The 24,763-nt window shown below is 57.0% G+C and carries 25 protein-coding genes; 15 read left to right on the top strand and 10 right to left on the bottom strand.

Features of this window, described 5'->3' with window-relative positions; genetic code table 11:
* Complete coding sequence (locus tag INF77_RS17765) at positions 1 to 561, top strand: VOC family protein (RefSeq protein WP_045631220.1); 561 nt, start codon at positions 1 to 3, stop codon at positions 559 to 561.
* A gap of 78 nt (positions 562 to 639) precedes the next feature.
* Entirely contained in the window at positions 640 to 1,383 is a 744-nt protein-coding gene (gene cutC, locus INF77_RS17760; protein WP_100170079.1) for a copper homeostasis protein CutC, read from the top strand.
* A gap of 120 nt (positions 1,384 to 1,503) precedes the next feature.
* Here cutC and cmoB read toward each other — a convergent pair whose 3' ends face one another.
* The 5 genes from cmoB to INF77_RS17735 are packed head-to-tail and all read right to left on the bottom strand — an operon-like array spanning position 1,504 to position 5,085.
* Complete coding sequence (cmoB, locus tag INF77_RS17755) at positions 1,504 to 2,475, bottom strand: tRNA 5-methoxyuridine(34)/uridine 5-oxyacetic acid(34) synthase CmoB (RefSeq protein WP_193532508.1); 972 nt, start codon at positions 2,473 to 2,475, stop codon at positions 1,504 to 1,506.
* The gene (cmoA, locus tag INF77_RS17750; protein WP_045260318.1) at positions 2,472 to 3,215 is read right to left on the bottom strand and encodes a carboxy-S-adenosyl-L-methionine synthase CmoA; all 744 of its coding nucleotides are present in this window, start codon (positions 3,213 to 3,215) and stop codon (positions 2,472 to 2,474) included. The genes cmoB and cmoA overlap by 4 nt, the downstream gene beginning before the upstream one ends.
* 40 nt (positions 3,216 to 3,255) lie before the next feature.
* A complete protein-coding gene (locus INF77_RS17745; RefSeq protein WP_063942293.1) occupies positions 3,256 to 3,651 on the bottom strand; it encodes an MAPEG family protein in 396 nt (131 codons plus the stop codon).
* 52 nt (positions 3,652 to 3,703) lie between these two features.
* Positions 3,704 to 4,522 carry a DUF72 domain-containing protein gene (locus INF77_RS17740; protein ID WP_048956525.1) on the bottom strand — a complete coding sequence of 273 codons (819 nt, stop codon included), beginning with the start codon at positions 4,520 to 4,522 and terminating at the stop codon, positions 3,704 to 3,706.
* Complete coding sequence (locus INF77_RS17735; protein WP_047367817.1) at positions 4,519 to 5,085, bottom strand: hydrolase; 567 nt, start codon at positions 5,083 to 5,085, stop codon at positions 4,519 to 4,521. Before INF77_RS17735 ends, INF77_RS17740 begins: the two co-directional genes overlap by 4 nt.
* Before the next feature lie 264 nt (positions 5,086 to 5,349).
* Between INF77_RS17735 and aspS the strand changes: the two genes are divergently transcribed.
* The 6 genes from aspS to ruvB all read left to right on the top strand — a co-directional run bounded on the left by aspS (position 5,350) and on the right by ruvB (position 10,605).
* Positions 5,350 to 7,122 (top strand): aspartate--tRNA ligase, encoded by a 1,773-nt coding sequence (gene aspS / locus INF77_RS17730; protein ID WP_028013627.1) that lies wholly within the window; start codon positions 5,350 to 5,352, stop codon positions 7,120 to 7,122.
* A gap of 1 nt (position 7,123) precedes the next feature.
* On the top strand, positions 7,124 to 7,567 hold the full coding sequence (gene nudB / locus INF77_RS17725; protein WP_059353978.1) for a dihydroneopterin triphosphate diphosphatase: 444 nt from the start codon (positions 7,124 to 7,126) through the stop codon (positions 7,565 to 7,567).
* Between the two features lie 27 nt (positions 7,568 to 7,594).
* A complete protein-coding gene (locus INF77_RS17720) occupies positions 7,595 to 8,335 on the top strand; it encodes a YebC/PmpR family DNA-binding transcriptional regulator (RefSeq protein ID WP_003859747.1) in 741 nt (246 codons plus the stop codon).
* 34 nt (positions 8,336 to 8,369) lie between these two features.
* The gene (gene ruvC, locus INF77_RS17715; RefSeq protein WP_003859749.1) at positions 8,370 to 8,891 is read left to right on the top strand and encodes a crossover junction endodeoxyribonuclease RuvC; all 522 of its coding nucleotides are present in this window, start codon (positions 8,370 to 8,372) and stop codon (positions 8,889 to 8,891) included.
* Between the two features lie 80 nt (positions 8,892 to 8,971).
* Positions 8,972 to 9,586, top strand: coding sequence for a Holliday junction branch migration protein RuvA (gene ruvA / locus INF77_RS17710; protein ID WP_028013624.1), 615 nt, complete (start codon positions 8,972 to 8,974; stop codon positions 9,584 to 9,586).
* A gap of 8 nt (positions 9,587 to 9,594) precedes the next feature.
* Positions 9,595 to 10,605, top strand: a complete 1,011-nt coding sequence (ruvB, locus tag INF77_RS17705) for a Holliday junction branch migration DNA helicase RuvB (RefSeq protein ID WP_193532507.1) — start codon at positions 9,595 to 9,597, stop codon at positions 10,603 to 10,605.
* Positions 10,606 to 10,657: 52 nt separating this feature from the next.
* On the opposite strand, the gene znuB is transcribed toward ruvB, so the two are convergent.
* Positions 10,658 to 11,443: a zinc ABC transporter permease subunit ZnuB gene (gene znuB, locus INF77_RS17700; RefSeq protein ID WP_041909449.1), complete on the bottom strand. Its 786-nt coding sequence runs from the start codon at positions 11,441 to 11,443 to the stop codon at positions 10,658 to 10,660.
* Positions 11,440 to 12,201, bottom strand: a complete 762-nt coding sequence (znuC, locus tag INF77_RS17695; RefSeq protein WP_193532506.1) for a zinc ABC transporter ATP-binding protein ZnuC — start codon at positions 12,199 to 12,201, stop codon at positions 11,440 to 11,442. Before znuC ends, znuB begins: the two co-directional genes overlap by 4 nt.
* Before the next feature lie 77 nt (positions 12,202 to 12,278).
* Here znuC and znuA point away from each other — a divergent pair, with 77 nt between their 5' ends.
* From znuA to lpxM, 3 genes are all read left to right on the top strand, one after another.
* Entirely contained in the window at positions 12,279 to 13,223 is a 945-nt protein-coding gene (gene znuA / locus INF77_RS17690; protein WP_028013620.1) for a zinc ABC transporter substrate-binding protein ZnuA, read from the top strand.
* Between the two features lie 15 nt (positions 13,224 to 13,238).
* Positions 13,239 to 14,558, top strand: a complete 1,320-nt coding sequence (gene mepM, locus INF77_RS17685) for a murein DD-endopeptidase MepM (protein ID WP_088205060.1) — start codon at positions 13,239 to 13,241, stop codon at positions 14,556 to 14,558.
* 120 nt (positions 14,559 to 14,678) lie between these two features.
* Positions 14,679 to 15,650, top strand: coding sequence for a lauroyl-Kdo(2)-lipid IV(A) myristoyltransferase (gene lpxM, locus INF77_RS17680; protein WP_193532505.1), 972 nt, complete (start codon positions 14,679 to 14,681; stop codon positions 15,648 to 15,650).
* 48 nt (positions 15,651 to 15,698) lie between these two features.
* Here the strand turns inward: lpxM and pyk are convergent, their stop codons facing one another.
* Positions 15,699 to 17,141 carry a pyruvate kinase gene (gene pyk, locus INF77_RS17675; RefSeq protein WP_028013616.1) on the bottom strand — a complete coding sequence of 481 codons (1,443 nt, stop codon included), beginning with the start codon at positions 17,139 to 17,141 and terminating at the stop codon, positions 15,699 to 15,701.
* A 139-nt stretch (positions 17,142 to 17,280) separates the two neighbouring features.
* Positions 17,281 to 18,150, bottom strand: coding sequence for a MurR/RpiR family transcriptional regulator (locus INF77_RS17670; protein ID WP_193532532.1), 870 nt, complete (start codon positions 18,148 to 18,150; stop codon positions 17,281 to 17,283).
* A 358-nt stretch (positions 18,151 to 18,508) separates the two neighbouring features.
* Between INF77_RS17670 and zwf the strand changes: the two genes are divergently transcribed.
* From zwf to kdgA, 3 genes are all read left to right on the top strand, one after another.
* The gene (gene zwf, locus INF77_RS17665) at positions 18,509 to 19,984 is read left to right on the top strand and encodes a glucose-6-phosphate dehydrogenase (protein ID WP_028013613.1); all 1,476 of its coding nucleotides are present in this window, start codon (positions 18,509 to 18,511) and stop codon (positions 19,982 to 19,984) included.
* Positions 19,985 to 20,218: 234 nt separating this feature from the next.
* On the top strand, positions 20,219 to 22,030 hold the full coding sequence (edd, locus tag INF77_RS17660) for a phosphogluconate dehydratase (RefSeq protein WP_041909456.1): 1,812 nt from the start codon (positions 20,219 to 20,221) through the stop codon (positions 22,028 to 22,030).
* A 39-nt stretch (positions 22,031 to 22,069) separates the two neighbouring features.
* The gene (kdgA, locus tag INF77_RS17655) at positions 22,070 to 22,711 is read left to right on the top strand and encodes a bifunctional 4-hydroxy-2-oxoglutarate aldolase/2-dehydro-3-deoxy-phosphogluconate aldolase (RefSeq protein ID WP_014884307.1); all 642 of its coding nucleotides are present in this window, start codon (positions 22,070 to 22,072) and stop codon (positions 22,709 to 22,711) included.
* 42 nt (positions 22,712 to 22,753) lie between these two features.
* Here the strand turns inward: kdgA and purT are convergent, their stop codons facing one another.
* On the bottom strand, positions 22,754 to 23,932 hold the full coding sequence (gene purT / locus INF77_RS17650; RefSeq protein ID WP_048956532.1) for a formate-dependent phosphoribosylglycinamide formyltransferase: 1,179 nt from the start codon (positions 23,930 to 23,932) through the stop codon (positions 22,754 to 22,756).
* Positions 23,933 to 24,102: 170 nt separating this feature from the next.
* Between purT and INF77_RS17645 the strand changes: the two genes are divergently transcribed.
* Positions 24,103 to 24,753 carry a tellurite resistance TerB family protein gene (locus tag INF77_RS17645; protein WP_193532504.1) on the top strand — a complete coding sequence of 217 codons (651 nt, stop codon included), beginning with the start codon at positions 24,103 to 24,105 and terminating at the stop codon, positions 24,751 to 24,753.
* Positions 24,754 to 24,763 lie beyond the last annotated feature (10 nt).

The following is a 24,763-nucleotide window of genomic DNA, read 5'->3' as shown; positions in this document are numbered from 1 at the left end:
ATGGCGAACTGGCAATCCATTGACGAACTGCATGATATTTCCGCAGATTTACCGCGCTTCACAAAGGCGTTCACAGAACTTGCCACCCGTCTTGGTCTGGATATCGTGCCGCTTGCGGCGGATCACATTTCCTTGCGCTGCCACCAGAATGCCACCGCCGAGCGCTGGCGTCGCGGGTTTGAACAGTGCGGCGAGTTGCTCTCTGAGAACATCATCAATGGACGCCCCATTTGTCTGTTCAAACTGCATGAGCCGGTGAACGTGGCGCATTGGCAGTTCACCGTGGTTGAACTGCCGTGGCCGGGCGAGAAACGCTATCCGCACGAAGGCTGGGAGCATATCGAAATCGTACTGCCGGGTGAGCCGGAAACGTTGAACGCGCGCGCCCTGGCCCTGCTGTCAGACGACGGGTTAAGCAAGCCGGGGATTTTTGTGAAGACGAGTTCACCCAAAGGCGAGCGCGAGCGTCTGCCTAACCCGACGCTGGCCGTGACGGACGGGCAGGTGACCGTGAAATTTCATCCCTGGACCATTGAGCAGATCGTTGCCAGCGAAGCCTGAGAGTTGTGATTCGTCGCTGAGACACGAAACGAGAGGCGTGCCATGATGGCGCGTTAAGCTGATTTTAAGGAGAAGCAGATGGCGCTGCTGGAGATTTGTTGTTACAGCGTGGCGTGTGCCGTAACGGCGCAACAGATGGGGGCTGACCGTATTGAGCTATGCGCCGCCCCGAAAGAAGGGGGGTTAACGCCTTCATACGGCGTGTTGAAGTCTGCCCGCCAGGCCGTCACCATCCCGGTCCACCCGATTATTCGCCCTCGCGGCGGCGATTTTTGTTACACGGCGGGCGAGTTCAGTGCCATGCTTGAAGATATCGCGCTGGTTCGTGACCTGGGTTTCCTGGGGCTGGTGACCGGCCTGCTTGACGAGGATGGTCACGTCGACCTGCCGCGGATGCGTAAGGTAATGGACGCCGCAAAAGGAATGGCCGTCACGTTTCATCGTGCGTTTGATATGTGCAAAGATCCCCTGCAAGCGTTTGATACGCTTGCCGAACTTGGCGTGGCGCGCGTCCTGACATCGGGACAGCAGTCTTCGGCGGAAAAAGGTCTGCAATTAATTACGGAACTAAAAGCACATTCCGGTGTTCCAATAATAATGGCGGGTGCGGGAGTCCGTGCCAGCAATCTGGAACGGTTTTTAAACGCCGGGGTGGAAGAGCTTCACAGCTCTGCGGGGAAATGGATACCTTCACCCATGCGTTATCGCAATACAGGGCTGTCAATGTCGACGGATGCTGAAGCGGATGAATATTCTCGCTACGGCGTAGAGGGAGAGTCGGTTGCGGAAATGAAGTCGCTGATTGAGCGTCATCACGTGTAGCAACGTACCGATTTTTACCGCGCATCATGTCGCCCAATATGATGCTTGCTTGTACCAGGCCCCTGCAATTTCAACAGGGGCCTTTTTTTATCCCCTCACCCCACAGGGGAGAGGGAAAAACTACGGCTTGGTCGCAATCAACACCGCACGCATCGGTGCAGGATAGCCTTCAACGGTTTTGCTGTGGTCGGCCGGGTCGAGGAACTGCTCCAGCGATTCGGTGATCATCCAGTCGGTGCGGCGCTGCTCTTCGATAGACGTTACGCAAACGTCGGCAATGCGCACATCCACAAATCCGCATTTCTCCAGCCAGTTTTTCAGCGCCAGCGCGGACGGGATGAAGTAAACGTTGCGCATCTGCGCGTAGCGATCGCCCGGCACCAGAACCGCATGTTCATCTCCTTCAATCACCAGCGTTTCCAGCACCAGCTCGCCGCCGCTGACCAGCTGATCTTTGAGCTGCCACAGGTGTTCAAGCGGGGAACGACGATGATACAGCACGCCCATTGAGAAGACGGTATCGAACGCTTTCAGGGCAGGGAGCTGCTCTATGCCCAGCGGCAGCAGGTGCGCGCGCTGGTCGTTGCCGAGCAGTTTTCGCACTGCCTCAAACTGGCACAGGAAGAGCTGCATCGGGTCGATGCCGACCGCCAGATGGGCTCCCGCGCCAATCATGCGCCACATGTGGTAACCGCTGCCGCAGCCTACGTCCAGAATGGTGCGCCCGGTCAGGTCGGAAAGGTGCGGCAGTACGCGATCCCACTTCCAGTCTGAGTGCCACTCGGTATTGATGTTCACGCCGTACAGCGAGAACGGCCCTTTGCGCCACGGCATTAAATTACGCATCAGCGTTTCGATGCGGTTGATCTGCCCGGCAGGGAGCGGCTCTGCGCTTTCCGCCGTCACGCTGTGCAGTAAATCCAGACGATGCGGCGTCAGCTCCGGCAGATACTCCACGGCATTTGACCACTGCTTTAACAGGCCGTGCTGCTGATCGCGCTGCCAGGCGGCAATCTGCGCCGGCAGGGTCTCCAGCCAGTGGGAAAGATGGTTTTTAGCAATCAGCTGATAAAAGTTGCTGAATTCAATCATGCGGCATCCCCGGCTTTTAGCGCCACCAGAGAGCCAAAGTTAAAGCACTGGAACCACAGTTCGCTGTGCTCAAAACCGGCTTTGTGCAGGCGCGCTTTATGGGTTTCCACGGAGTCCGTCAGCATCACGTTTTCCAGCATGCTGCGCTTCTGGCTGATCTCCAGCTCGCTGTAGCCGTTCGCCCGTTTGAAATCGTGGTGCATGTTGAACAGCAGCTCGCCTACTTTGGCATCCTCAAAGCTGAATTTTTCAGAAAGCACCAGCGCGCCGCCGGGATTCAGCCCCTGGTAAATTTTGTCCAGCAGCAGCTGGCGGTCTTCAGGCACCAGGAACTGCAGGGTAAAATTCAGCACTACCATCGAGGCGTTGTTAATCTCGATCTCGCGGATATCGCCTTCCACCACGTCCACCGGAACGGGGGCTTTGTACGCGTCAATATGGCGACGGCAGCGTTCCACCATGGCCGGAGAGTTATCGACGGCAATGATTCGGCAGCCATCGTGATGAATGTTACGACGTACCGACAGCGTTGCCGCGCCGAGCGAGCAGCCCAGGTCATAGACCTGCGTACCGGGTTGAACGAAGCGCTCAGCCAGCATACCGATCATAGAGATAATATTGGAATAACCGGGAACAGAGCGCTGGATCATATCCGGGAAGACTTCGGCTACCCGTTCATCGAAGGTCCAGTCGCCCAGGCTGGCGATAGGCGCGGAAAAAAGCGTGTCGCGATCTGACATAACGTAAAAATCCGGGAAAAATAAAGTGGCGTATTGTGCGCTAATGGAGGGAGAAAACCAACTCCCACGGCATATACCACAGGTTAGCCAGCACCATCAGCAAAAGCGAACACCAGGTCGCACTCATGCCGGAACGACGCCAGCGGAATAAACGGTGGTAAAAGCCGTAATAATGCATTAACCGGCCGGCAATAAGCATCAGGCCACAAATATGCACCATCCAGGTTTCCGCGCCATTCATCTCCATAAACAGCAGCAGGATGAGAGCAACGGGAATGTATTCCACCGCATTACCGTGAATGCGAATAGCGCTTTGCAGTTCGGAGAAACCGCCGTCGCCGTAAGAGACGCGGTACTGCATCCTGAGGCGCACAACATCAAACGAAAATTTAATCAGCAGTAATGCACCTAACACCGCATACAGCGCGCTGACCATACTAACTCCCTGTTTTTTGGCAGATGGCACTTCACTATGATAGGGGGTGATATCAGAAAAGAGAAGATTGTTGTGGGATGGAAGGGACGCTGCCCACGGACGGCACCGCGGCCTGCAAGGCCTGCCACAGAGCATCGACCAGTTCGGGCGCCTGAGCAATATCCGGCGTGTGCAAAAAGAGGTACGGCGTGGTGGTGTGCTCCCAGCTCGCGAGTTTTTGCAGCCAGACGGCGAACATCGCCTGATTTTGCTGCATATTGTCGCTGCCGATGAACCTGACCATCGGGTTCTGTGCGGTCACGATGGCGTGGACCGGCACTTTAGGTTTTTTACGCTGAGCATCAACGATGGCCTCGTTATGCGGTACCGCGCTGTGCACCGGACGACTGTCGAGGATCACCCGGTTAACGGAACGATCCAGCAGGCCCCGGTTGAGCGCTTTTTCGGCTTCGCCTTTCGCAAAGAAGTCCTGGTGTCGGACTTCCACGCCGTAGGTGAATTCGCGGGGCAGGGCATCCAGGAACTGCCACAGGGCGGGCAGATCGCGCGGGCCAAACGTGGCGGGAAGCTGGAGCCAGTATTGTCCAATTCGGTTCGCCAGCGGCGACATGCGCGTGAAAAATTCTTCCGTTAAGTCCCCGCAGTTGCGCAGCGCGGCCTGGTGGGAAATGGTCGCCGGAAACTTAAAGCAGAAACGGAAATCGTCCGTTGTTTGCTCCCGCCAGCGTTCGACTATCTCGGCTTTGGGCAGCGCATACAGCGTGGTGTTACCCTCGACGCAGTTAAAGTGTCGGGCATACTCTTCAAGGCTGGTAATGCCCAGGCGCACCCATTTCGGGTGCGACCACTGGGGCAGGCCCACGTACATCATAGCGCGCTTAAAATCTCATCCGTGCTGCGCACGCGTCCGATGCGCGGGAAGATATGGGTCATGCTGCCCTGATGCTGTTCGGCGGAAGCCGCGCTGCAGGCATCTTCAGCAATCACCAGATTAAAGCCCAGCTCCCAGGCGTTACGGGCTGTCGATTCCACGCCGATGTTGGTGGAAATGCCGCACAGAATAATGGTGTCGATACCGCGGCGGCGAAGCTGCAGCTCAAGGTCGGTCCCGTAGAACGCGCCCCACTGGCGTTTAGTCACTTCGATATCGCTGTCGCGTTTGCCCAGCGACACCGGGTACGTCCACCAGTTTTCCGGCAGGGCATGCGCGGGCGCCTGGGCATCAACGGGCTGTTTTAACGCCTCGGCGAAATCAGCGGACCAGCCGACGCGCACCATGACCACAGGGGCACCGCTGGCGCGGCACTTCTCGGCCAGGCGAGCGGCGCGGCTGACGACTTCATCCGCTGCGTGTGGGCCACCGGCGAAGGGCAGGATCCCTTCCTGTAAATCAATCACAACAAGCGCGGTTTTGCGGGCATCAAGTGTTAACATCGTCACTCCAGGTAAATTAATCACTTCCGTAACACCTTACGACGTGATGACCTGTTATCGGTCGGATAATTTTGTTAATTTTTGTGAGAATGCGCAATAAGAGTGCAGCAAACGACCGTCTGGCGGTGGTTCGCTCTTATCGTCCGGCGGAATTTCCAGTATAATAGCCGCCTTTTTTCATCCAGTTGTGACATACAGAAAGCTGCGACATAGTAGCCTGCATACCAGGCGACATTTAGCCTGCGGCTAATTAAGGGATATCTCATGCGTACAGAATATTGCGGGCAGCTGCGTCAGTCCCACGTCGGACAGCAGGTCACCCTGTGTGGTTGGGTCAACCGTCGTCGTGATCTTGGTAGCCTTATCTTCATCGATATGCGCGACCGTGAAGGTATCGTTCAGGTGTTCTTCGACCCGGATCGCGCAGATGCGCTGAAGCTGGCCTCTGAGCTGCGTAATGAGTTCTGCATTCAGGTCACCGGCACCGTGCGTGCGCGTGACGAGAAAAACGTTAACGCAGACATGGCGACGGGCGCTATCGAAGTGCTGGCGTCCGATCTGGTTATCATCAACCGTGCCGAAGCGCTGCCGCTGGACTCCAACCACGTCAACACTGAAGAAGCGCGTCTGAAATACCGCTACTTGGATCTGCGTCGTCCGGAAATGGCTCAGCGCCTGAAAACCCGTGCGAAAATCACCAGCCTGGTCCGTCGCTTTATGGATGACCACGGTTTCCTCGATATTGAAACCCCGATGCTGACCAAAGCGACGCCGGAAGGCGCGCGCGATTACCTGGTGCCATCCCGCGTTCATAAAGGCAAATTCTACGCGCTGCCGCAGTCACCGCAGCTGTTCAAACAGCTGCTGATGATGTCCGGCTTCGACCGCTATTATCAAATCGTTAAGTGCTTCCGCGACGAAGACCTGCGCGCTGACCGTCAGCCAGAATTTACCCAGATCGATGTGGAAACTTCCTTCATGACCGCCGAACAGGTGCGTGAAGTGATGGAAGCGCTGGTGCGTAGCCTGTGGAACGACGTGAAGGGCGTTGAGCTTGGCGATTTCCCGATCATGACCTTCGCCGAAGCGGAACGTCGCTACGGCTCCGACAAACCAGACCTGCGTAACCCGATGGAGCTGGTGGACGTAGCAGACCTGGTGAAATCCGTTGAGTTCGCGGTATTCGCGGGACCGGCTAACGATCCGAAAGGCCGCGTGGCTGCCCTGCGCGTACCGGGCGGCGCGGCGCTGAGCCGTAAGCAGATTGATGACTACGGCAACTTTATTAAGATCTACGGCGCGAAAGGTCTGGCCTATATTAAAGTGACCGAGCGTGCGAAAGGTCTGGAAGGGATCACCAGCCCGGTGGCGAAGTTCCTGAACGCGGACATCGTGGAAGCGATCCTTGAGCGCACCGGTGCGCAGGACGGCGACATGATCTTCTTCGGCGCAGACAACAAGAAAGTCGTTGCGGATGCGATGGGCGCGCTGCGTCTGAAGCTCGGCAAAGACCTGAACCTGACCGACGAAAGCAAATGGGCGCCGCTGTGGGTTATCGACTTCCCGATGTTTGAAGACGACGGTGAAGGCGGCCTGACCGCGATGCACCACCCGTTCACCTCGCCAAAAGAGATGACGGCGGCAGAGCTGAAAGCGGCGCCGGAAGAGGCAGTGGCAAACGCTTATGACATGGTTATCAACGGCTATGAAGTGGGCGGCGGCTCGGTGCGTATTCACAGCGGTGAAATGCAGCAGACCGTGTTCGGCATTCTGGGTATTAACGAGCAGGAACAGCGCGAGAAGTTTGGCTTCCTGCTGGACGCCCTGAAGTACGGCACGCCGCCGCATGCGGGTCTGGCCTTCGGTCTCGACCGTCTGACCATGCTGCTGACCGGCACCGATAACATTCGTGACGTTATCGCCTTCCCGAAAACCACTGCCGCAGCGTGTCTGATGACCGAAGCGCCAAGCTTTGCCAACCCGGCAGCGCTGGCCGAGCTGGGCATTGAAGTGGTGAAGAAGGAAGAGAAAAACTGATATGGCATATAAGCTTCCCGTTTCTGTCCTGGTGGTCATTTATGCAGAAGACACGAAGCGGGTGCTGATGTTGCAGCGGCGCGACGATCCTGATTTCTGGCAGTCGGTTACCGGCAGCCTGGAAGAGGGGGAGACCGCGCCGCAGGCCGCCGCGCGTGAAGTAAAGGAAGAGGTCACCATTGACGTTGCTCATGAGCAACTGACCCTGAAGGACTGTCAGCGCACGGTGGAGTTTGAAATTTTTAGCCATTTACGTCATCGCTATGCGCCGGGCATTGAGCGCAACACAGAGTCGTGGTTCTGTCTCGCGCTCCCCCATGAGCGGGAGATCGTGTTTACCGAACACCTGAACTACCGCTGGGTGAACGCGGCGGATGCCGCCGCACTGACCAAGTCGTGGAGCAACCGGCAGGCGATTGAAGAATTTGTAATTAACGCGGCCTGAGAAGGCGCGATTTTTGGAGAACTTTTTATGGCAGGTCATAGTAAGTGGGCCAACACCAAACACCGTAAAGCGGCACAGGATGCCAAGCGCGGTAAGATCTTTACCAAAATCATTCGCGAGCTGGTGACAGCAGCGCGTCTGGGCGGCGGCGATCCGGCTTCTAACCCACGCCTGCGCGCGGCGGTAGATAAAGCGCTGTCTAACAACATGACGCGTGACACCCTGAACCGTGCTATCGCACGCGGCGTGGGCGGTGATGAAGACGCGAACATGGAAACCATCATTTATGAAGGTTACGGCCCTGGCGGTACTGCGGTGATGGTTGAATGCCTGTCTGACAACCGTAACCGTACCGTTGCGGAAGTGCGCCACGCGTTCACCAAAACCGGCGGCAACCTGGGCACTGACGGCTCCGTAGCTTACCTGTTCAGCAAAAAAGGCGTCATCTCTTTCGAGAAAGGCGACGAAGATGCGATCATGGAAGCGGCGTTAGAAGCGGGTGCGGAAGACGTGGTGACCTACGATGATGGTGCCATTGACGTCTACACCGCGTGGGAAGAGATGGGTGCCGTGCGCGATGCGCTGGAAGCGGCGGGCCTGAAAGCGGACAACGCAGAAGTCTCCATGATCCCGTCCACCAAAGCGGATATGGATGCAGAAACCGCACCGAAACTGCTGCGTCTGATCGACATGCTCGAAGACTGCGACGACGTGCAGGAAGTGTACCACAACGGTGAAATCTCTGATGAGGTTGCAGCGACTCTCTGATGAGAGCCTGTAAACCGTTTACGGGAGACGCGTGATGTCGATTATCCTCGGGATTGACCCCGGCTCACGCGTCACCGGGTATGGCGTTATCCGTCAGGTGGGACGCCAGCTAACCTACCTCGGCAGTGGATGCATTCGCACCAAAGTGGACGATCTGCCGTCGCGCCTCAAGCTTATTTATGCGGGCGTATCGGAGATCATCACCCAGTTTCAGCCAGACTATTTCGCCATTGAGCAGGTCTTTATGGCGAAGAACGCGGATTCGGCGCTGAAGCTCGGTCAGGCGCGTGGGGTGGCCATCGTGGCTGCGGTGAACCAGGATTTGCCGGTATTCGAATACGCGGCAAGGCAGGTCAAGCAGACGGTGGTGGGCATCGGTAGCGCGGAGAAGAGCCAGGTGCAGCACATGGTGCGCACCCTGCTGAAGCTTCCCGCGAACCCGCAGGCCGACGCCGCCGATGCGCTGGCGATTGCAATTACCCACTGCCACGTCAGCCAGAACGCGATGCAAATGAGCGAGTCGCGGCTCAATCTGGCGCGAGGCAGGTTACGATAATCAGAAATCAGGCTGGATAAACATCCAGCCTTTTTTTATTATGTCGGCAGTTAATTTCTCCCAGAACGCAGGAGCGTCACGTGATAGGCAGACTCAGAGGCATCATCATTGAAAAACAACCCCCGTTAGTGCTGCTGGAAGTGGGTGGCGTGGGCTATGAAGTCCATATGCCGATGACCTGCTTCTACGAGCTGCCGGACGCGGGCAAAGAGGCGATTGTCTTTACCCAGTTTGTGGTGCGTGAAGACGCTCAGCTGCTGTACGGCTTTAACAACAAGCAGGAACGCACCCTGTTTCGCGAGCTGATTAAAACCAACGGTGTGGGGCCTAAGCTGGCGCTGGCGATTTTGTCCGGCATGTCCGCTCCGCAGTTTGTGAATGCCGTTGAGCGCGAAGATCCCGCGGCGCTGGTTAAGCTTCCGGGCATTGGTAAGAAAACCGCAGAGCGTCTGATAGTTGAGATGAAAGACCGCTTTAAAGGTCTGCACGGCGATCTGTTCACTCCGGCTGCCGATTTGGTTCTGACTGCTCCGGGTGCGCCTGCCTCTGATGATGACGCCGAGCAGGAAGCGGTTGCCGCGCTGGTGGCGCTGGGCTATAAACCTCAGGAGGCCAGCCGGATGGTGAGCAAAATTGCCAAACCGGACGCCAGCAGTGAAACTCTGATTCGTGAAGCGCTGCGCGCTGCATTGTGAGGTAAAGGATGATTGAAGCAGACCGCCTGGTATCGGCAGGCACCCTTCAGGCAGAAGACGTGGTGGATCGTGCGATCCGCCCGAAGCTGCTTGATGAGTACATCGGCCAGCCGCAGGTACGTTCCCAGATGGAGATTTTCATCCAGGCGGCAAAGCTGCGCGGCGATGCGCTCGATCACCTGCTGATTTTTGGCCCGCCGGGGTTAGGGAAAACTACCCTGGCGAATATCGTCGCCAATGAAATGGGCGTCAACCTGCGTACCACCTCCGGCCCGGTGCTGGAGAAAGCGGGCGATCTGGCGGCGATGCTGACCAACCTTGAACCGCATGACGTGCTGTTTATCGATGAGATCCACCGCCTGTCACCGGTGGTGGAGGAAGTGCTCTATCCGGCGATGGAAGATTACCAGCTGGATATCATGATCGGCGAAGGCCCGGCCGCGCGCTCCATCAAAATCGAGCTGCCGCCGTTTACCCTGATTGGCGCCACGACGCGCGCCGGGTCGTTGACCTCTCCGCTGCGCGACCGCTTTGGCATCGTTCAGCGTCTGGAATTTTATCAGGTGCCCGATCTTCAGCACATTGTGGGGCGCAGCGCGCGCTACATGGGGCTGGATATGAGCGAAGAGGGGGCATATGAAGTGGCGAAACGTTCTCGCGGTACGCCGCGTATTGCCAACCGCCTGCTGCGCCGCGTGCGTGACTTTGCTGAAGTGAAGCACGATGGTTCGATTTCCGCCGAGATCGCCGCTCAGGCGCTGGATATGCTGAACGTCGATGCTGAAGGCTTTGACTATATGGACCGTAAACTGCTGCTGGCGGTGCTGGACAAGTTCTTTGGTGGCCCGGTTGGGCTGGATAACCTGGCGGCGGCAATTGGCGAAGAGCGTGAGACGATTGAAGATGTGCTGGAGCCGTATCTGATCCAGCAGGGCTTCTTACAGCGTACCCCACGTGGTCGTATGGCGACGGTGCGGGCGTGGAATCATTTCGGTATTACGCCGCCCGCGATGCCGTAAGTAGCGATAAATTGTAGCCCCGGTAAGCGAAGCGCCACCGGGGACATGCTCACTACTGCGCGGTCTTTTTCATCATACTGAAAACAAACAACACCGCCGCGCTCAAGACCACCGACGGTCCGGCTGGCGTGTCATAAAACGCCGAAAAGGTTAACCCGCCCGTGACGGCGATCATCCCGATAACCACCGCGATACCGGCCATTTGCTCTGGCGTACGTGCAAAACGGCGCGCCGTGGCGGCAGGGATAATCAGCAGCGACGTGATGATCAGCGCCCCGACAAACTTCATTGCGACACCAATCGTTAACGCCGTCACCAGCATCAGCAGCAGCTTCACGCGCTGCAGCTTCACGCCGTCGACAAACGCCAGATCCGGGCTGACGGTCATTGCCAGTAAATTCCGCCACTGCCACAGCAGAATACCCAGTACCACCACCACGCCAATGGCGATCGCGATGAGATCGTCAGGCGTCACGGCCAGCAGATCCCCAAACAGGTAGGCCATCAGGTCAACGCGGATATTTGACATCAGGCTAACAACGACCAGACCCAGCGACAGCGCGCTGTGCGCCATGATGCCAAGCAGCGTATCAATCGCGAGGTGAGGGCGCTTCTCCAGCCAGACCAGACCGGCTGCCAGCAGCAGCGTGACCACAATTACCGCGTAAAAGGGATTCACATCCAGCAGCAAACCAAAGGCAACGCCCAGCAGCGACGCATGCGCCAGGGTATCACCGAAGTAAGACATTCTGCGCCACACCACAAACGAGCCGAGTGGGCCTGCGGCGCAGGCAAGCATAACCCCGGCCAGCCAGCCGGGCAGTAACAGTTCAATCATGAGTGTCCATTTCCCCGACGCAGAACGATTCGTCCCTGCAAATCATGGCGGTGATTATGATGATGGCGATAAATGCCAAGCTGTTCAGCGCCGCGAGGGCCAAACATGGAGATAAATTCCGGGTGCATTGAGACCACTTCAGGCGTGCCGGAACAGCAAATGTGATGGTTGAGACACAGCACTTCGTCGGTTTTCGCCATCACCAGATGCAGGTCATGGGAGACCATCAGCACGGCGCAGTTCAGTTCGCGGCGGAGCTGGTCGATCAAATCATAAAGCGCGACCTGACCATTGACGTCCACGCCCTGGGTTGGCTCATCCAGCACCAGCAGCTGCGGGCTGCTCAGCAGCGCACGGGCCAGCAAAACGCGCTGCGTCTCACCGCCGGACAGCTTCTGCAACGGCGCGTCGATAAGGTGGCCCGCCTGCACGCGCTTCAGCGCCGGGAGAATATCGGCTTTTCGCGTGCCCGGACGCAGACGCAGACGCAGAAAACGATTTACCGTCAGCGGCAGGGTGGCGTCCAGATGTAATTTTTGCGGCACATAGCCGATCCGCAATTTTTCCTCGCGCGTGATTACACCTTCATCCGGTGTAACCAGACCCAGCACCACGCGCACCAGAGTGGATTTACCTGCGCCATTGGGGCCGAGCAGCGTCAGAATTTTTCCGGGCTTGAGATCCAGCGATACGTCAGAGAGGACGCGGCGCTGGCCAAAGGAGACCGAAATATTGTCGAGAGAAACCAGAGTCGTCATGTCAATTTAAGCTTGAAGAAGTCAACGAATGTTATAATATCACATTCCACGCATTCACTACGATGATTAGTCGCATTATGTTACATAAAAATACGCTTCTTTTCGCAGCATTATCCGCTGCCCTTTGGGGAACAACCGCACAAGATGTTAACGCCGCCGTTGTTGCTTCGCTTAAACCGCTTGGATTCATCGCGTCGGCCATTGCCGATGGGGTAACGGAAACCCAGGTTCTGCTCCCTGACGGGGCCTCAGAGCATGACTATTCTCTGCGCCCGTCTGATGTAAAACGCTTACAAAACGCAGACTTAGTTGTCTGGATTGGTCCGGAGATGGAAGCATTCATGCAGAAATCCGCCAAACAGATTGCTGATGAAAAACAGGTCGCGATTGCCGGGCTTTCCGGCGTGAAACCGTTGCTCATGAAAGGGGCGGATGATGACGGTGACGAACATGACCATCACGCTGCAGAGGGTGAAAAAGGTGATGGAGATCACCATCACGGCGAGTACAACATGCATCTCTGGCTATCCCCAGAGATAGCGCGGCTTTCAGCGGTTGCAATCCATGACAAATTAGTGGAACTTATGCCGCAAAGTCGAGCCAAACTAGACGCCAACCTGAAGGATTTTGAGGCACAATTAGCCGCAACCGATAAGCAGGTAGGTAATGAGCTCGCACCGTTGAAAGGAAAAGGGTATTTCGTTTTTCATGACGCCTACGGCTACTACGAAAAACACTACGGCCTGACCCCGCTTGGGCACTTTACCGTCAACCCTGAAATTCAACCTGGTGCGCAGCGTTTACATGAAATCAGAACACAGTTGGTTGAGCAGAAAGCGACATGCGTTTTTGCTGAGCCACAGTTCAGGCCAGCGGTCGTAGAAGCCGTGGCCAGGGGAACATCCGTGCGCATGGGAACCCTTGACCCGCTAGGTACGAATATCCAGTTGAGCAAAGCGAGCTATTCGCAGTTCCTCAGCCAACTGGCGAACCAGTATGCGAGCTGCCTGAAAGGAGATTAACGAGGAAGTGAATACGTGCAACAGATAGCCCGCTCTGTCGCCCTGGCATTTAACAATCTGCCTCGACCCCACCGCGTTATGCTGGGGTCGCTTACAGTTCTCACCTTAGCGGTCGCCGTCTGGCGGCCCTATGTTTACCACCCGAGTTCTGCCCCTATCATTAAAACCATCGAGCTTGAAAAGAGTGAGATCCGCTCTTTGCTGCCTGAAGCCAGCGAGCCTATCGACCAGGCCGCTCAGGAAGATGAAGCTATCCCTCAGGATGAACTGGACGATAAAACCGAGAACGAAGCGGGGATCCACGAATACGTTGTCTCTACCGGTGACACGCTGAGCAGCGTGCTCAACCAGTACGGTATCGACATGGGCAATATCAGCCAGCTGGCCGCTGCGGATAAAGACCTGCGTAACCTGAAAATCGGGCAACAGCTCTCCTGGACATTAACGGCGGATGGCGATCTTCAGCGTTTGACCTGGGAAATGTCCCGCCGCGAAACCCGCACCTATGACCGCACTGCAAACGGTTTCAAAATGACCAGTGAAATGCAGAAAGGCGACTGGGTTAACAGCGTGATGAAAGGTACCGTGGGCGGAAGCTTTGTTTCCAGCGCCCGTGATGCGGGCCTGACCAGCGGTGAAATCAGCGCGGTGATCAAAGCCATGCAGTGGCAGATGGATTTCCGTAAGCTGAAGAAAGGCGATGAGTTTTCCGTCCTGATGTCCCGCGAAATGCTGGACGGCAAGCGCGAGCAGAGCCAGCTGCTGGGGGTGCGTCTGCGCTCCGAGGGAAAAGATTACTACGCCATTCGCGCTGAAGATGGCAAGTTCTATGACCGCAGCGGTACGGGCCTTGCGAAAGGCTTCCTGCGTTTCCCGACGGCGAAACAGTTCCGCGTCTCCTCTAACTTTAACCCGCGTCGTCTGAACCCGGTTACCGGGCGCGTTGCGCCTCACCGCGGGGTAGACTTCGCGATGCCGCAGGGCACGCCGGTGCTGGCCGTTGGCGATGGCGAAGTGGTGATGGCAAAACGCAGCGGTGCTGCGGGTTATTACGTGGCTATCCGTCACGGTCGTACCTATACCACCCGCTATATGCACCTGCGCAAGCTGCTGGTCAAACCGGGGCAGAAAGTGAAACGCGGCGACCGTATCGCGCTCTCCGGCAACACCGGACGCTCTACTGGCCCGCATCTGCACTATGAAGTGTGGATCAACCAGCAGGCCGTGAACCCGCTGACGGCCAAACTGCCGCGCACCGAAGGCCTGACAGGTAAAGATCGTTCCGATTACCTGGCGCAGGCGAGAGAGGTGATACCGCAGCTGAGCTTAAACTAAGCTCTCTGTTTTGTGAAAAAAGCCGGTGTCAGCATGCGCCGGCTTTTTCTTTTGTGCGTGGGCGACTGCCTCGCTACACTATCTGAATAATTTTTTGCGTCACCAGACCCTGGAACCAGCATGGAAACAAAAAAAAATAATATTGAATACATTCCTGAGTTTGAAAAATCCTTTCGACACCCGCGCAACTGGGGCGCCTGGCTGGGGGTTTACACCTTTGCGGGCATCGCTATGCTGCCTGCCGCGCTGCGCGATCCCGTACTGGGAAAAATTGGCCGTCTGGCCGGACGCTTAGGTAAAAGCGCGCGTCGTCGTGCGCAGATCAACCTCTATTACTGTTTTCCTGAAAAAAACGATGCCGAGCGCGAGGCCATCATCGACGCGATGTATACCACCGCACCGCAGGCCATGGCGATGATGGCGGAGCTGGCGCTGAAAGGACCGGAAAAAATCATCGACCGCGTTGACTGGAAAGGGCTGGAAATCATCGACGAAATGCGTCGCAATGATGAGAAGGTCATTTTCCTCGTTCCGCACGGCTGGGGCGTGGATATCCCGGCAATGCTGATGGCTTCCCAGGGGCAGAAAATGGCGGCGATGTTCCATAACCAGGGCAATAAAATCTACGATTTTGTCTGGAATACGGTACGTCGTCGTTTTGGCGGACGTTTGCATGCGCGTAACGACGGCATCAAGCCGTTTATTCAGTCGGTACGTCAGGGGTACTGGGGCTACTATCTGCCGGACCAGGACCACGGACCCGAGCACAGCGAGTTTGTCGACTTCTTTGCGACCTACAAAGCCACGCTCCCCGCGATTGGGCGCCTGATGAAGGTCTGCCGCGCCCGCGTGATCCCGCTCTTTCCGGTTTACGACGGTAAAACTCATCGTCTGAGCATTGAAGTCCGTCCGCCGATGGACGACCTGCTGACCGCGGACGATCGCACCATCGCGCGCCGCATGAACGAAGAGGTGGAGCTGCTGGTGGGGCCGCATACCGAACAGTACACGTGGATACTGAAGCTGCTGAAAACGCGGAAGCCGGGAGAGACGGAGCCCTATAAGCGTAAAGAGCTTTACCCGAGGAAATAGAAAACCTTCACCTTGTCCCTCTCCCCTTAGGGGAGAGGGGATCGGATCTTACTCTACAGTCAGTACGCGCGTGGTATTGGTTGAGCCGATGGTGCTCATCACGTCACCCTGCGTCACGATGACGATATCACCAGACACCAGGTAACCTTTATCGCGCAGCAGGTTTACGGCATCGTGCGCCGCGGCTACGCCGTCATTAGTGCTGTCGAAGTGTACCGGGGTAACACCGCGGTACAGCGCCGTCAGGTTCAGCGTACGCTCGTGGCGTGACATGGCGAAAATCGGCAGGCCGGAGCTGATGCGAGAGGTCATTAGCGCGGTGCGGCCAGATTCGGTCATGGTGATGATCGCCGTAACGCCTTTCAGATGGTTGGCCGCATACATGGCGGACATCGCAATCGCTTCTTCCACATTGTCGAACTGGATATCCAGGCGGTGCTTGGAGACGTTAATGCTTGGGATCTTCTCCGCGCCCAGGCAGACGCGCGCCATTGCGGCCACGGTTTCTGCCGGATACTGGCCTGCCGCGGTTTCCGCTGACAGCATCACCGCATCGGTACCGTCCAGCACGGCGTTAGCGACGTCCATGACTTCCGCACGGGTTGGCATTGGGTTGGTGATCATGGATTCCATCATCTGGGTGGCGGTGATCACCGCGCGATTCAGCTGACGTGCGCGACGAATCAGCGCTTTCTGGATACCGACCAGTTCAGGGTCGCCGATTTCCACGCCCAGATCGCCACGGGCAACCATCACCACGTCAGAGGCGAGGATCACATCGTCCATCGCATCCTGATCGCACACGGCTTCCGCGCGTTCAACCTTCGCGACGATTTTGGCATCACAGCCTGCGTCACGGGCCAGACGGCGCGCATAGTTCAGATCTTCGCCACAGCGTGGGAAGGAGACCGCCAGGTAGTCAACGCCGATCTGGGCCGCCGTTACGATATCCGCTTTGTCTTTGTCGGTCAGGGCTTCCGCAGAGAGGCCGCCGCCCAGTTTGTTGATGCCTTTATTGTTGGAGAGCGGACCGCCGACGGTGACTTCAGTGAACACCTTCATCCCCTGAACTTCCAGCACCTTCAGCTGGACGCGACCGTCGTCGAGCAGCAGGATATCGCCAGGTACCACATCAGCCGGCAGGCCTTTATAGTCGATCCCGACTTTCTCTTTATCGCCTTCGCCTTTGCCGAGGTTGGCATCCAGCAGGAATTTGTCGCCGATATTGAGGAAAACTTTACCTTCTTTAAAGGTTGATACACGAATTTTTGGACCCTGCAGGTCGCCGAGGATAGCGACGTGGCGGCCCAGCTTAGCGGCGATCTCACGCACTTTATCGGCACGCAATTTATGGTCTTCTGGCGTACCGTGAGAGAAGTTCATACGCACCACGTTGGCGCCAGCGGCGATAATCTTTTCGAGGTTATTATCGCGATCGGTGGCCGGGCCTAAGGTGGTGACGATCTTGGTTCTGCGAAGCCTTCTGGACATGTAATACTCCGTTGACTGAAACAACTTTGGTGTTGCGTGAACATTGAATCGGCCTTCATCTACCGCAAGGCAGCAAAGAGGGGGCCGAATGCCGAAAATCGTTACATCTAATTATGGGTTACGTCTTCGTTATCTACTTTCAGGGAACATCGCTCTTTATAAGCAATTCTTTATCAAAACGCGATTCCTTCAGCGCTTCCTTGACTCGCTTCAAGTTATCTCGGAATTTTGCGCCCCGGCGTAAGGTAAATCCGGTCGCCAGCACGTCGATTACCGTGAGTTGCGCCAGACGGGACACCATTGGCATATACATGTCGGTATCCTCAGGCACGTCCAGGGTAATGGCGAGAGTCGCCTCCCGCGCCAATGGCGTGCCGGCGGTGGTGAGGGCGATTACCATGGCATCGTTTTCACGGGCCATCTGCGCCAGCTCAACCTGGCTTTTGGTGCGGCCAGTGTGCGAAATCAGTACCACGACGTCATCCTCACTGCAATTCATACAGCTCATGCGTTGCAGCACAATGTCATCGGAATAAATAACCGGCACGTTAAAGCGGAAGAATTTATTCATGGCGTCGTGCGCCACGGCGGCTGACGAGCCAAGACCGAAGAACGCAATGCGTTTGGCCTGGGTGAGTAAATCCACCGCGCGGTTTACTGAACTCATATCCAGGCTTTGACGAACGTGATCGAGCGTGGCCATGGCCGACTCAAATATTTTTGCCGTATAGGCATCTACGCTGTCGTCTTCATCCACATTACGATTAACATAGGGGGTGCCGTTTGCCAGACTTTGTGCCAGATGCAGTTTAAAATCAGGAAAGCCGCGCGTTTCCAGGCTGCGGCAGAAGCGGTTGACCGTCGGTTCACTGACGCCCGCTTCCTGAGCCAGAGCGGCGATGCTTGAATGAATCGCCTGAGCGGGCGCGGCCAGAATGACTTCAGCCACTTTTCGCTCGGATTTGCTAAGGTATTCCAGTTGATACTGGATTTTTTCAAGCATGTTCATTGTTAACAAGGCGCTCATGGGGGTGGAAACGATTTCACTCATTGATGAAATCTTGATTCGATTAGCCGATATTACCCCTGTGGCTTCCCTAAAGGGTAACAGTCGACGAGATAATGTTGTTGTTTTTTTTCATTACTTGATCGATGTCGGGTTTTGCTATGACCCTGTTGCGCAAATTATCGACGGCTGTTGCGTCATTACGTCGCCATAATCGGCTGAATGGCGAAAAATCGCCGTATCGCACGAGACGATAAGCGCTAATGGTTTCGGGAATGACGTAAAAGCAGTACAGTGCATTGTAATAAAATTACAACGATACCTGGCAGAAGCACCAGGTGATCCAACTGAGGAGAATGACATGGCGGTAACGCAAACAGCCCAGGCATGTGACCTGGTCATTTTCGGCGCGAAAGGCGATCTTGCACGCCGAAAATTGCTGCCTTCCCTGTATCAACTGGAGAAAGCGGGCCAAATTCATCCGGATACGCGTATCCTGGGTGTTGGGCGCGCCGACTGGGACAAGGACGCTTATACCAAAGTTGTCCGCGAGGCGCTCGAAACTTTCATGAAGGAAAAAATTGATGAAAGTTTGTGGGATACCCTCAGCGGTCGTCTCGATTTCTGCAACCTGGACGTTAATGACGTCAGCGCGTTTTCCCGCCTGGGTGCCATGCTGGATCAGAAAAACCGTGTCACCATTAACTATTTCGCCATGCCGCCAAGCACCTTTGGCGCCATCTGCAAAGGTTTGGGCGAAGCCAAACTGAACGCCAAGCCGGCGCGCGTGGTGATGGAAAAGCCGCTGGGGACGTCGCTGGCTACCTCCCGTGAAATTAACGACCAGGTGGGCGAGTTCTTTGAAGAGTGCCAGGTCTACCGTATCGACCACTATCTCGGTAAAGAGACGGTACTGAACCTGCTGGCGCTGCGTTTCGCTAACTCCCTGTTTGTGAATAACTGGGACAACCGTACCATTGACCACGTGGAAATTACCGTGGCGGAAGAGGTGGGGATTGAAGGTCGCTGGGGTTATTTTGACCAGGCCGGCCAGATGCGCGACATGATCCAGAACCACCTGCTGCAAATTCTGTGCATGATTGCCATGTCTCCGCCGTCTGACCTGACGGCTGACAGCATCCGCGATGCTAAAGTGAAAGTGCTGAAGTCGCTGCGCCGCATCGACCGCTCCAACGTGCGCGAGAAAACCGTTCGCGGCCAGTACACTGCCGGGTTTGCGCAAGGTAAAAAAGTGCCAGGCTACCTGGAAGAAGAGGGCGCGAACAAGTCCAGCAACACCGAGACGTTTGTGGCCATCCGCGTGGATATCGACGACTGGCGCTGGGCGGGCGTGCCGTTCTACCTGCGTACCGGTAAGCGTCTGCCGACGAAGTGTTCCGAAGTGGTTGTCTACTTTAAGAACCCGGAACTGAACCTGTTCAAAGAGTCCTGGCAGGAGCTGCCGCAGAACAAGCTGACCATCCGTCTGCAGCCGGACGAAGGGGTGGATATCCAGATCCTCAACAAAGTGCCGGGCCTGGATCATAAGCACAACCTGCAGACCACCAAGCTGGATCTGAGCTACTCCGAAACCTTCAACCAGACGCACCTTGCGGATGCTTACGAGCGTCTGCTGCTGGAAACCATGCGCGGTATCCAGGCGCTGTTCGTGCGTCGCGACGAAGTGGAAGAGGCGTGGAAATGGGTTGATTCCATCACCGAAGCCTGGGCTGCCGATCAGGATGCGCCAAAACCGTATCAGGCGGGTACCTGGGGGCCTGTGGCGTCGGTGGCGATGATCACCCGCGATGGCCGCTCCTGGAACGAGTTTGAGTAGGATATTCCGCTAGCCCGAAAGTGTTATTTTACCGGTAACATGATCTAACACAGCTAGTGGCACAATTTTTATACTTTTAAGCTCCGCGTGGATTCACCCGCGGGGCTTTTTTTATTACACTGCCGGAAGTGATTTTGCCCCTGAGCTCCGGACAGCAAGCGTTTCAGCGTTGTTAACAACCGCCAGCGACTTTGTAAACTCCCGAGCCCGGACAGATAAATTAAAGGAGCTTTTATGAATCCTGTATTGTTACGCGTAACACAACGCATTATCGAGCGCTCGAAAGAGACCCGTTCGGCCTACCTCGCCCGCATTGAACAGGCGAAAAGCAACACCGTTCACCGCTCCCAGCTGGCCTGCGGTAACCTGGCCCACGGCTTCGCCGCCTGCCAGCCTGATGACAAAGCCTCCCTGAAAAGCATGTTGCGTAACAATATAGCTATTATCACGTCCTATAACGATATGCTCTCCGCGCACCAGCCGTATGAGGTCTATCCCAACATCATTCGTAAAGCGCTGCACAGCGTGAACGCGGTCGGGCAGGTGGCAGGGGGCGTCCCGGCCATGTGCGACGGCGTGACGCAGGGGCAGGATGGTATGGAGCTGTCGCTGCTGAGCCGAGAAGTGATTGCGATGTCTGCGGCTGTGGGCCTGTCACACAACATGTTTGATGGCGCGCTGTATCTCGGCGTGTGCGACAAAATCGTCCCGGGACTGGTGATGGCAGCGCTGTCGTTTGGTCATCTGCCTGCGATTTTCGTGCCGTCCGGCCCGATGGCCAGCGGTCTGCCGAATAAAGAAAAAGTGCGTATCCGCCAGCTGTATGCGGAAGGCAAAGCCGATCGTCAGGCGCTGCTGGAAGCCGAAGCCGCGTCCTACCATGCGCCGGGCACCTGTACGTTTTACGGCACGGCCAACACCAACCAGATGGTGGTGGAGTTTATGGGGATGCAGCTTCCGGGCTCGTCCTTCATCCAGCCGGACGCGCCGCTGCGCCAGGCGCTGACCGAGGCCGCGGCCCGTCAGGTGACGCGCCTGACAGGAAACGGCAATGAATGGATGCCGATGGGCAAAATGGTCGACGAAAAAGTGATCGTCAACGGTATCGTCGCCCTGCTGGCGACCGGCGGTTCAACTAACCACACCATGCACCTGGTGGCCATGGCGCGCGCGGCGGGTATCCTGATTAACTGGGATGACTTCTCCGACATCTCCTCCGTGGTACCGCTGATGGCGCGTCTGTACCCGAACGGCCCGGCGGACATCAACCACTTCCAGGCCGCGGGCGGCGTGCCGCTGCTGATGCGCGAGCTGCTGAAAGGCGGTCTGCTGCATGAAGACGTGAACACCGTAGCCGGATTTGGTCTGCAGCGCTACACCCAGGAGCCGTGGCTGAACAACGGCGAGCTGGACTGGCGCGACGGGGCAACCGCGTCTCTTGATCCGCAGGTGATTGCCACTATCGACAAACCGTTCTCCCACCACGGCGGTACCAAAGTGCTGAGCGGCAACCTTGGCCGCGCGGTGATGAAAACCTCTGCCGTGCCGGAAGAGAACCAGGTTATCGAGGCCCCGGCGGTAGTGTTTGAAAGCCAGCACGACGTGTTGCCTGCCTTCGACGCCGGTCTGCTGGATAAAGACTGCGTGGTGGTCGTGCGTCATCAGGGGCCAAAAGCGAACGGCATGCCAGAATTACATAAACTTATGCCACCACTTGGTGTATTATTGGACCGCCGTTTCAAAATTGCGTTAGTGACCGATGGCCGCCTGTCAGGCGCATCCGGCAAAGTGCCTTCCGCCATCCACGTCACGCCTGAAGCCTACGACGGCGGCTTGCTGGCGAAAGTGCGCGACGGCGACATGATCCGCGTGAACGGCCAGACTGGCGAGTTAACCCTGCTGGTGGATGACGCGGAGCTGGCGGCACGTCAGCCTCATATTCCTGACCTGAGCGCATCGCGCGTGGGGACCGGACGCGAAATGTTCAGCGCGCTGCGTGAGAAGCTCTCCGGTGCGGAGCAGGGCGCAACCTGTATTACGTTTTAAGACGACTTGATTTTAACGATCTGGCGAGAGAGAACTCTGATGAAAAACTGGAAAACAAGTGCAGAAGCAATCCTGACCACTGGCCCTGTCGTGCCGGTTATCGTGGTAAACAAGCTGGAGCACGCTGTGCCAATGGCGAAAGCGCTGGTTGCGGGCGGCGTTCGCGTTCTGGAAGTGACCCTGCGTACCGCCTGCGCGATGGATGCCATCCGCGCCATCGCTAAAGAAGTGCCGGACGCCATCATCGGTGCGGGTACCGTTCTCAACGCGCAGCAGCTGGCGGAAGTGACCGAAGCCGGCGCACAGTTTGCCATCAGCCCGGGCCTGACCGAGCCGCTGCTGAAGGCCGCGACCGAAGGCACTATTCCCTTGATCCCGGGCATCAGCACCGTTTCTGAACTGATGCTGGGCATGGACTACGGTCTGAAAGAGTTCAAATTCTTCCCGGCGGAAGCGAACGGCGGCACCAAAGCGCTGCAGGCAATTGCGGGTCCCTTCTCTCAGGTACGCTTCTGCCCGACGGGCGGTATCTCCCCGGCTAACTACCGCGACTACCTGGCGCTGAAAAGCGTGCTGTGCATCGGCGGCTCATGGCTGGTTCCGGCGGATGCGCTGGAAGCGGGCGACTGGGATCGCATTACGAAACTGGCTCGTGAAGCGGTTGAAGGCGCGAAGCAGTAAGCCATATGCAGCATGAAAAACGGGCCTTTCGGCCCGTTTTTTTTATCCTGCTACCTGAACGTTCGCAGCCGCCGCTTTTGCTCTTGCTACGGCCTCGTCAACGTTATCCCCGGTGGCTAACGCCACGCCCAGACGACGCGTACCGTCGATCTCCGGCTTGCCGAACAGACGGACCTGCAGGCCTGCGCCCACCGCGCCTTCGACGTTATCAAACGTCACATTCTGGCTGGTCAACTGCGGAAGGATCACCGCCGACGCCGCCGGGCCGTACTGGCGGATGCCGCCAACCGGCAGGCCGAGGAAGGCGCGCACGTGCAGGGCGAACTCCGAGAGATCCTGCGAAATGAGCGTGACCATACCGGTGTCGTGCGGGCGAGGGGAGACTTCGCTGAAGATCACTTCGTCACCGCAGACGAACAACTCCACGCCGAACAGGCCATAACCGCCCAGGGCCAGAACGGTTTTACGGGCAATCTCCCGGGCACGCTCCAGTGCCAGGTCGCTCATCTGCTGCGGCTGCCAGGATTCACGATAATCGCCATCTTCCTGACGGTGACCGATTGGGTCGCAGAAATGGACGCCGTCCACGGCACTGACGGTGAGCAGAGTGATTTCGAAATCAAACTTCACCACGCCTTCGACGATCACGCGACCGGCACCGGCACGGCCACCCTGTTGCGCATAATCCCACGCGCTGTCCAGCGCGCTGCTGTCGCGAATAAAGCTCTGACCTTTCCCGGAAGAGCTCATCACCGGCTTAATGATGCACGGGTAGCCAATCTCTTCAACGGCCTGCAGGAATGCGGCTTTGTCACCCGCAAAACGGTAGCTTGAGGTAGGCAGCCCCAGCTCCTCCGCCGCCAGGCGGCGAATGCCTTCACGGTTCATGGTCAGCTTTGCCGCTTTGGCGCAGGGCACCACGCGCTGGCCTTCCTGCTCAAGGGCGATCAGCGTATCGGTTGCGATAGCTTCAATTTCCGGCACGACAAAATCCGGTTTCTCCCGTGCAATGAGCGTACGCAGGGCATCACCGTCCAGCATGTTAATCACATAAGAACGATGGGCGACGTGCATGGCGGGCGCGTCGGCGTAGCGGTCTACGGCAATCACCTCCACCCCTAAACGCTGACACTCAATGGCGACTTCTTTACCCAGTTCGCCCGATCCCAACAGCATTACGCGCGTCGCCGCAGGTCGCAGCGCGGTTCCTAAACGAGTCATAACATTCCCCCTGAAAAAGATGCGCGCAGTATAAACGAAAACGTTTGCGTCTGTCTTGCGCACGGCAAAAGGGCAGACCAGAAATTTGCGCTTCTTTAGGCTTGATGGACATTTCCTGACGCCTGCTCGCTTACGCTGGAGAACATGTTAACCGTTAAGCGAGGGAAACCATGTCAGGCTGGTTAAATCAACTGCAATCCATGTTAGGGCAGAAAACGTCTGGTTCCGGCGAACAGGGGCTTAGCAAACTGCTGGTACCGGGGGCGCTCGGTGGGCTGGCAGGGCTGCTGGTTGCCAATAAATCCTCACGCAAGCTACTGGCGAAGTACGGTACCGGCGCGCTGCTGGCCGGGGGCGGCGCTATCGCCGGCACCGTGCTGTGGAACAAATATAAGGACAGGGTGCGAGCGGCGCACCGCGATGAACCTCACTATGGGGAGCATACTTCTCCGCTGGATCTGCGCACGGAGCGGCTCATCCTGGCGCTGGTGTTTGCCGCCAAAAGCGACGGGCATATTGATGATAAAGAGAGAGCGGCTATCGAACAGCAGCTGCGCGAGGCGGGTGTTGAAGAACAGGGCAGAACGCTGGTGGCGCAGGCCATTGAACAGCCGCTCGATCCGCAGCATCTGGCACTGAGCGTGAAAAATGAGGAAGAGGCGCTGGAACTCTATTTTCTCAGCTGTGCCGCCATAGATATCGATCACTTTATGGAGCGTAGCTACCTTAACGCCCTCGGCGACGCGCTGAAGATCCCTCAGGACGTGCGCGAGGGGATAGAAAAAGATATCGGGGAACAAAAACAGGCGCTACAGGGCTAACTCGCGCCCC

This window comes from Enterobacter cloacae complex sp. P1B (genome assembly GCF_014982345.1).
In the GTDB taxonomy this organism is placed as follows: Bacteria; Pseudomonadota; Gammaproteobacteria; order Enterobacterales; family Enterobacteriaceae; genus Enterobacter; species Enterobacter bugandensis.
The sequence above is the reverse complement of the archived record's forward strand: the minus strand, read 5'-3'. Positions and strand labels throughout refer to the sequence as shown.